We start from the raw sequence: 6,882 nt of genomic DNA, 5'->3' as shown, positions 1-6,882 counted from the left end.
CGGTAACGACGTAACGGGCGGCCACCGCGGTCGCGACCAGGTCCGCGCCGGTGACGGGTTGTTTAGGCGGCGCCCCGCAGGCCAGCAAAATAAAACAGGCCAACGCGGCCGTTATGAAGACGGATACCTTACCCATCGTGGCACCTCCGTATATAAATATAAGGCCTAATTAACGCCCAACAGCATCGCCGCCGCCGCCGGGACGCGCGCCCAGAAACCGCCGCCCCCGACGACGTATTCCACCGGTGCGTCCTTTGCGAGGTTACCTTCCGAACGCGCGTAATTAATGGCATCCTCAAGGCCGCCCAGTTCGTCAATTAGGCCGACCTCTTTCGCCCGCTCGCCGGTGTAAATGCGGCCGCCGGCCAATTCCTCAAGCCGGGGAAGGTCCATACCCCGTGCCTCGGCGACGATATTCATAAACCTAACGTATATGTCCCGGGTTATTCCGGCTACCCACGCTTCTTCCTCTTCCGTCCAATGGCGGTGGTACGTAAGCGCGTCCGCGTGCTCGTGCGATTTCACCGGTACGCGCGTTATGCCGTACTTCCGATAGAATTCTTCCAGGGCGGGCTTGGCGAACACGACGCCTATGGAGCCGGTTAGCGTCGCGGGGTCGGCGAAAATGCGCCCGGCGCCGCACGCGATAAAATACCCGCCCGAGGCCGCCAGGTCGCTCATAGAGGCGACGACCGGCTTACCGCTCTCGCGGCACTTTACCATTTCCCGGAAGATATTCTCGGAGGCCAGCGCTTCGCCGCCGCCGGAGTCCACCCGCAGCACGACGGCTCCTACGTCCGCGTCCTCGCGCGCCTCCCGCAACTGGCCCACGACGGTATCCTCGCCCATGGTCCGGCCGCCCGTTATAAACGAGCGCCCGCTTCTCCCCGGCACGATGGACCCCTCGGCTATAATAACCCGTACCGACTTGGGTTTGCCCCACTCCCGCCGCCAGGGCCGGCGCAGCGAAACGCTCGTCGTGGGGAGTTCGTCGTCGCCGTCTCCGCGCGCGATAATCTCTTTGAAATCCTCGTACCGCGCGATCTCGTCTACCAGGCCGGCGTCGCGGCACGCCGCCGCGGTCGAGGGCGGCCCCTCGCAAAGCTCCCGCAATCGCTCCGCCGTCAAGCCGCGGTCGGCGGCGACGTCCGAAATAAATTGGCGGTAGCTGCCGTCGACGAGCTCGCGGACTTCCTCTTCCATCGCCGGCGTGGGGTCGTCGCCGATTATGTGGAACGCTCCCTTATAATCGCCGGCGGTCACATAATCCCATTCCACGCCGTAGCGTTCCGTCAGCTTGGTAACACGCCACATCGTCAAGTAGGTACCGACGCCGCCGAAGTAACCGCCGGGCGGCATCGCGACGACGTCGGCGGCCGACGCTATGTAATACCCGGCGGGCCGATTGACGTCCTCAATATAGGCGTAAACCTTTTTACCCGCGCCGCGGACCTTCTTTATCTCCGCCCGAACCTCCTGGGCCAAAGCGCTGATACCCGGGCCGAAGCCGGTATCCACGTTGCGGACCCGGACCAGTATCCCCTTAATATTATCGTCCTCGCGGGCGAGTCCAAGCCGCCGGACCAAGTCCCGGCCGCTCGTCCCCCGCCCGCCCAAGAGCGAAAAGCCGCGTTCGGTCTCCACCAGGTCGCCGGCGAGCTCGAACTCGGCGTAGTGGTCGCGGGGCGTAAATACCGAACGCCGCCGCTCGAGGTTGAATCGGCCGCCGGCATTATCGCCGCTATATTCGCCCCCTTCGTCGAAACGGGCGGCGTAGGCTACGCCGCCGTACGACAGCTCCACGCTCAGGCCGACGCCGAAATTCCGGTCGTCGTCCACCTCGGCGCCCAGCGTTATGCCGTCCAGTATTTCGACGTCGACGCCGCCGCGGACGCTCATCTCGTCCAGCGGGTCGCGCTCACGCCAACCGGCGTCGCAGCTCAGCGTCAGACGCTGCCAGCCGGGCCGGACGCCCACCGCCGCCACGTACGTCCGCCCTTCCACCCGACGCAAGAACCTGGGCTCGTTCAAATTGCGGCCCGCGGCGCCGAACGAGATGAACCGGTTGGGCCGGAGCAGCAGGCCGGCGTCGACGGTCCACGCGGAGGTGAGGTACGGCTTCGAGGCCGCGAGGCGGTTGACGCCCGCACCCACGCCGACCCATCGGTACACCGTCCCGCCGAACGTCCAGCTGAACCGGCTGGCGCGGATGTTCTCGTCGCGCGCGTACGTCCAGTCGTAGCCGAAGCCGCCTAGCACCGTGTCGAGGTAGCCGTGGTAGTTCTCGGGGCCGAGATCTTGTACGTATCGAGAAAAGTAACCGTTGAAACCGTGGCCCGCGGCCAGCCCCGCGGGGTTCAACGCTACGCTCGCGGCGTCGTCGGCGACCGCCGCCGAGCCGCCGGCGCCGAAGAACGGCGGCTCCCAGTACGAATATACGTCGAACGCGCCCGCCGCGGACGCGCTTAAAATAATTATCAAAACCAACCCGGCCGTTTTTCTCATGCCGCAACCTCCTTTCGAACAAGGGCGACGGCGGTATAGTAGCTTAATATCCCGTTTTCCGCAACCCGTTACGTACCTCGCGCCGCGGCCTACCGCAAATCCATTTTCCTTGACTAAACCCGCGCCCGATAATATATTCACGTATATTTAACCGTTACCAGAGGCCGAGATGAACCGCGTCGTCGCTTCCAACCGCCGGGCCCGCTACGACTACGAGATATTGCAAACGTACGATGCCGGCCTCGTCCTCGCCGGCGCCGAAGTCAAATCGTTGCGCGCGGGCCGAGCCTCGCTGGGCGACGCGTACGCGGCGCCGGAGGGCGGCGAGATATTCCTGTACAACCTCCACATCGCGCGGTACGACAAGAGCGCGGCGTACCCCCTCGACACCCGGCGGCCGCGTAAGCTACTCCTCAGTCGCGCCGAGATAAACCGTATCGCCCGCGCGGTAGCGCAAAAAGGCGTAACCCTCGTACCGTTAAAAATATATTTTTCAAGAGGTTACGCGAAAGTCGAGATCGGCCTTGCCCGGGGCAAAAGAAAATATGACAAACGCGACAAAATCCTTGAGGAAGACGAAATTAAACTGGAGCGGCGGCGCCGCACGAAGAAGAATGGAACCAGGTAAAATGCAGGCTTTTAAAACCGCGTGCTCGCGGCTAGTTGTCGCCGCGGCGGCCGCGGCCGCGTTCGTTCCCGCCGCGGCCGGCGCCGCCAACCACGTGACCGGCCTTACGGTGCGGAACTACACGGACTACACCGCCGTTATCGTCAAACTCCAAAAGCCATCCTTATTTAAAGTTAGCGCAACCAAGGACGGCCGGTTGGCGCTGGTTATCGATAACTGCGCCGTCTCGCCGTCCGCCGCCAAGCTGGACGAGCCGGTGGGCGTCGTGAACAAGGTAACGTCGGCCACGGCCGGAGGGCGGGCGTACATCTACGTTACGCCCGGCAAAGACGCCAAAAACTACGAGGGGAAGGCGCTTAAAAGCCCGCCCCGAATATTTTTCAAAATATATAAAAAGCCGACGACCGCCAAAACGCCCGAGAAGACGCCGGAACCTATTAAAGAAAAACCGGTCGTCGCGGCCAAGGGCGAATTCCCCACGTCGGCCAAAGAAATAAAACCGGACACGACGCCGACGATAATAGATACCATATGCATAGACCCCGGCCACGGCGGCCGCTTCAGCGGCGCCGAGGGACCCGACCGCTCGCTCGAGAAGGACGTCAACCTCGACATTTCGCTCCGCCTCGCCCGCCTGCTGCACGACAAGCTCGGCGTCCGCGTCGTAATGACCCGCATCGACGACAGCCACGTTTACATGCGCGACCGCACCGGCCTGGCCAACGCCGTCAACGCCGACCTCTTTATTGACCTCCACAACAACGCCGTACTCAACGCCAAGGTCGGCGGGACCGAGACCTATTTCCTCTCCCAATCCTGGAACGACTGGGAACGCGCCGCCACCATAGCCGAGAACCAAGACTTCCTGGCCGAAAACCCGAACTTCGCCGCCGACCCCGCCAGCCTTAACTTCATCCTCTCGCTGCTCGCCCAGAACGAGTACCTCCAGGAGTCGTCGGAGCTCGCGCACTGCTGCCAGGATAAGTTGATTAAAAACCTCGGCCTACGCGACCGCGGCGTCAAGCAAGCGCCGTTCTTCGTCCTCGTCGGCTGCGAGATGCCGTCGATTCTGTTGGAGATCGCGTTCATATCGAACGCGCACGAAGAGGACTTGTTGAACGACCCGTCGTGGCAGCAAAAAGCCGCGGAAGCGGTCTTCGAAGGAATAAAAGAATATAAGGACGCGTACGAGAAGAAAATGGGCGCGGGCGGCCGTTAACGCCCGATTATGAGCGGAATAGAAATTCTGATAGCCGTCGTCGGCGTAATCGTACTCTTCGCGGTGGCCGCGGCGCTCTGGCTCGGCCGCGGCTCGCTGCACCGCCTGGAGGATAACGTCACCCGGGCGCAGGGCTCGGGCGCTTCCGCCGCCGACGTCACCGCGTTGCGCCAGGCGATGGACGCTCGCCTTGACAGCTTCACCAACCTGCTGGCCAACACCACCCGGAGCATCAGTCAACAACTGGCCAGCGCCGGCGACACGATAGCCTCCGTCCAGCAGGGCGTGGGCGAGATCCGCGAGTCGTCGAGCCGCGTAATCGAGCTAGGTCGCGACATCAAAAGGCTCGAGGAGCTGCTGCGGCCGCCCAAAGCACGGGGCGCGGTCGGCGAAATCCTCCTCGAAAACGTTCTCGCCCAACTATTACACCCCTCGCAGTACCACCGCCAGTTCCCGCTGGCCGGCTCGCTCGTCGACTTCGTAGTGAAAATCGGCGACAGGTACGTCCCGGTGGACGCCAAGTTCCCGTTGGAGAGCTTCGAACGTATGATAAACGCCCCCGAAGAGGAGCGGCCCGGTTTGCGGCGGGACTTCGCCCGGGCGGTTAAAGGTAAAATCGACGACATCGCCGCCAAGTACATCCGGCCTGACCTCGGGACGTACGACTTCGCGCTGATGTACTTGCCGTCCGAGAATATCTACTACCAGACGGCGGTGGCCGACACCGATCTCTTCGAATACGGCGCGGGCCGGCGGGTCTTCCCCGTTTCGCCGTCGACGGTATACCTGTACCTCGTCACGGTTGCGCTCGGCCTGCAGGGGATGGCGCTCGAGGGGAAGGCGGCGGCAGTGGTCGTCGAGCTGCGCCGGCTGGCCGACGAGCTGAATAAATTCCAAGAACTGTTCCGGGTAACGGGCAAACACCTCCGCGACGCCGGCAACAAATACGACGAAGCGAGCCGGGCGTTGGCCGGTTTCGGGGACCGGCTGGCCGCGGCCGGGCAGATGGGGAAAGAAGAGGGGGCCGAAGCTCTAGCCGGCGACGAGGGGCCGCAGCTCTTCGGCCAGTAATCCTATAATGGTTAAAAACGACTCACGGAGGTTTTGGAAGACGGCCACGGCCGTTATCGCGCTGGCGGCGCTGGCGGCGCTCGTCTGGGGCGCCTACCGCTACCGCGGCGTAATACTCTCACATATAACGCCGAAGGCCGAAGAAGAGGAAGCCCCGGCGGCCGACGCCGAGGCCGCGGATATCTTCTTCGCCGACGAGGAATATACGAAACTGGTCGCCGAGCGGCACGACGTCGGCCCGGCCGAGACGGCCGAGGAGCGAGCCCGCCTCGTCGTCGCCGCGCTTATCGGCGGCCCGCGCTCGCCCTCTCTCTCGCCCACTATCCCCGCCGACGCTCAATTGAAGTCGGTCTTCATACGGGACGGCGTGGCTCTCCTAAACTTCGACGAACACATACGGTCGAAGCGCTTCGGCTCGACCGGCGAACTGTTCGCGTTGAACTCGCTCTACCGCACCGTTACCGCCAACGTCGCCCAGGTCGACAGCGTAGTTGTCCTCGTTGAAGGCCGCGCGTACCGGACGCTGGCGGGCGAAGGCGGCCACGTCGCCTCAGCCTTCCCCATCTACGGCGAACTCGGCCGCTACGTCTATCCCCCGCCCGAGGAGCGGTCCGAGAAATGACCGCCGACGCCCCCATCGCGATATTCGACTCCGGCGTGGGCGGCCTGACGGTGGCCCGCGAAGTAAACCGCGCCCTCCCGCACGAGGAAATAGTATACCTGGGCGATACCGCCCGCGTCCCGTACGGCTCGAAATCGGCGGCCACCGTTAAGCGCTTCGCCGGCGAATGCGTCGAATTCCTGCTACACTTCCGGCCCAAGTTCGTCATTATCGCGTGTAACACCGCGTCGGCGACGGCGCTCGACTCCCTGGACGAGATGGTGGACGTGCCGCTGTGGGGCGTCATCGAGCCGGGGGCGCGCGCCGCGCTGGGCGCCAGCGACTTGCGGCGCATCGGCGTCATAGGCACCCGCGCCACCGTAAAGAGCGGCGCGTACGCCCGCACCGTCGCCGCCCTCGATAAAGGCGCGACCGTCTTCAGCCGGGCGTGCCCGCTCTTCGTGCCGCTGGTCGAAGAGGGCAGGACGGACGGACCGGTAGTTAAGGCCGTAGCCCGGGAATACCTGGCGCCCCTCCTCGAGCAGGGAATAGATACGTTGATACTCGGCTGCACCCACTACCCGGTCCTGAAACCGGTTTTAGCCGAGGTCGCCGGCGCGGCCGTCGCGTTAATTGACTCTGCGGAAACGACCGCCACCGCGGCCCGCGAGCTGCTCGCGGCGCGCGGCGAAGTACGGACCGGGGACGCTTCGCCCAGGCCGCGATTCTTCGTAACCGACGTTATAGAGGATTTCGAACGGGTAGGCCGGATAATCTGGCCCGACATGGCGGGTAAAACCGAACGCGTAGAGATAGGCCGGGCCTCGCTTCGCTAGGGCATTCGCCGACCTGCGACGT

The 6,882-nt window shown here is 63.8% G+C and carries 6 protein-coding genes; 5 read left to right on the top strand and 1 reads right to left on the bottom strand.

Annotated features, from left to right (window positions below):
* Window positions 1–165: 165 nt before the first annotated feature.
* On the bottom strand, window positions 166–2,505 hold the full coding sequence (gene sppA, locus VMX79_08755) for a signal peptide peptidase SppA (GenBank protein HUV87189.1): 2,340 nt from the start codon (window positions 2,503–2,505) through the stop codon (window positions 166–168).
* A 169-nt stretch (window positions 2,506–2,674) separates the two neighbouring features.
* On the opposite strand from sppA, the gene smpB reads away from it, so the two are divergent.
* Genes smpB through murI form a run of 5 tightly spaced genes read left to right on the top strand, consistent with a single transcriptional unit; the run spans window position 2,675 to window position 6,860 of the window.
* Entirely contained in the window at window positions 2,675–3,133 is a 459-nt protein-coding gene (gene smpB, locus VMX79_08750) for an SsrA-binding protein SmpB (GenBank protein ID HUV87188.1), read from the top strand.
* On the top strand, window positions 3,120–4,352 hold the full coding sequence (locus VMX79_08745; protein ID HUV87187.1) for an N-acetylmuramoyl-L-alanine amidase: 1,233 nt from the start codon (window positions 3,120–3,122) through the stop codon (window positions 4,350–4,352). The genes smpB and VMX79_08745 overlap by 14 nt, the downstream gene beginning before the upstream one ends.
* Before the next feature lie 9 nt (window positions 4,353–4,361).
* On the top strand, window positions 4,362–5,423 hold the full coding sequence (locus VMX79_08740) for a DNA recombination protein RmuC (protein ID HUV87186.1): 1,062 nt from the start codon (window positions 4,362–4,364) through the stop codon (window positions 5,421–5,423).
* Between the two features lie 7 nt (window positions 5,424–5,430).
* A complete protein-coding gene (locus VMX79_08735; protein ID HUV87185.1) occupies window positions 5,431–6,045 on the top strand; it encodes a GerMN domain-containing protein in 615 nt (204 codons plus the stop codon).
* The gene (murI, locus tag VMX79_08730) at window positions 6,042–6,860 is read left to right on the top strand and encodes a glutamate racemase (GenBank protein ID HUV87184.1); all 819 of its coding nucleotides are present in this window, start codon (window positions 6,042–6,044) and stop codon (window positions 6,858–6,860) included. Before VMX79_08735 ends, murI begins: the two co-directional genes overlap by 4 nt.
* The last annotated feature ends 22 nt before the right edge of the window (window positions 6,861–6,882 follow it).

Source organism: bacterium (genome assembly GCA_035529855.1).
GTDB lineage: Bacteria > RBG-13-66-14 > B26-G2 > WVWN01 > WVWN01 > WVWN01.
The sequence above is the reverse complement of the archived record's forward strand: the minus strand, read 5'-3'. Positions and strand labels throughout refer to the sequence as shown.

What these genes read in the sequence shown, in the direction of transcription:
- murI (HUV87184.1), top strand. Translation starts at nt 6,042, where the DNA reads ATGACCGCCGACGCCCCCATCGCGATATTCGACTCCGGCGTGGGCGGC.
- smpB (HUV87188.1), top strand. Translation starts at nt 2,675, where the DNA reads ATGAACCGCGTCGTCGCTTCCAACCGCCGGGCCCGCTACGACTACGAG.
- VMX79_08735 (HUV87185.1), top strand. Translation starts at nt 5,431, where the DNA reads ATGGTTAAAAACGACTCACGGAGGTTTTGGAAGACGGCCACGGCCGTT.
- VMX79_08745 (HUV87187.1), top strand. Translation starts at nt 3,120, where the DNA reads ATGGAACCAGGTAAAATGCAGGCTTTTAAAACCGCGTGCTCGCGGCTA.
- sppA (HUV87189.1), bottom strand. Translation starts at nt 2,505, where the DNA reads ATGAGAAAAACGGCCGGGTTGGTTTTGATAATTATTTTAAGCGCGTCC.
- VMX79_08740 (HUV87186.1), top strand. Translation starts at nt 4,362, where the DNA reads ATGAGCGGAATAGAAATTCTGATAGCCGTCGTCGGCGTAATCGTACTC.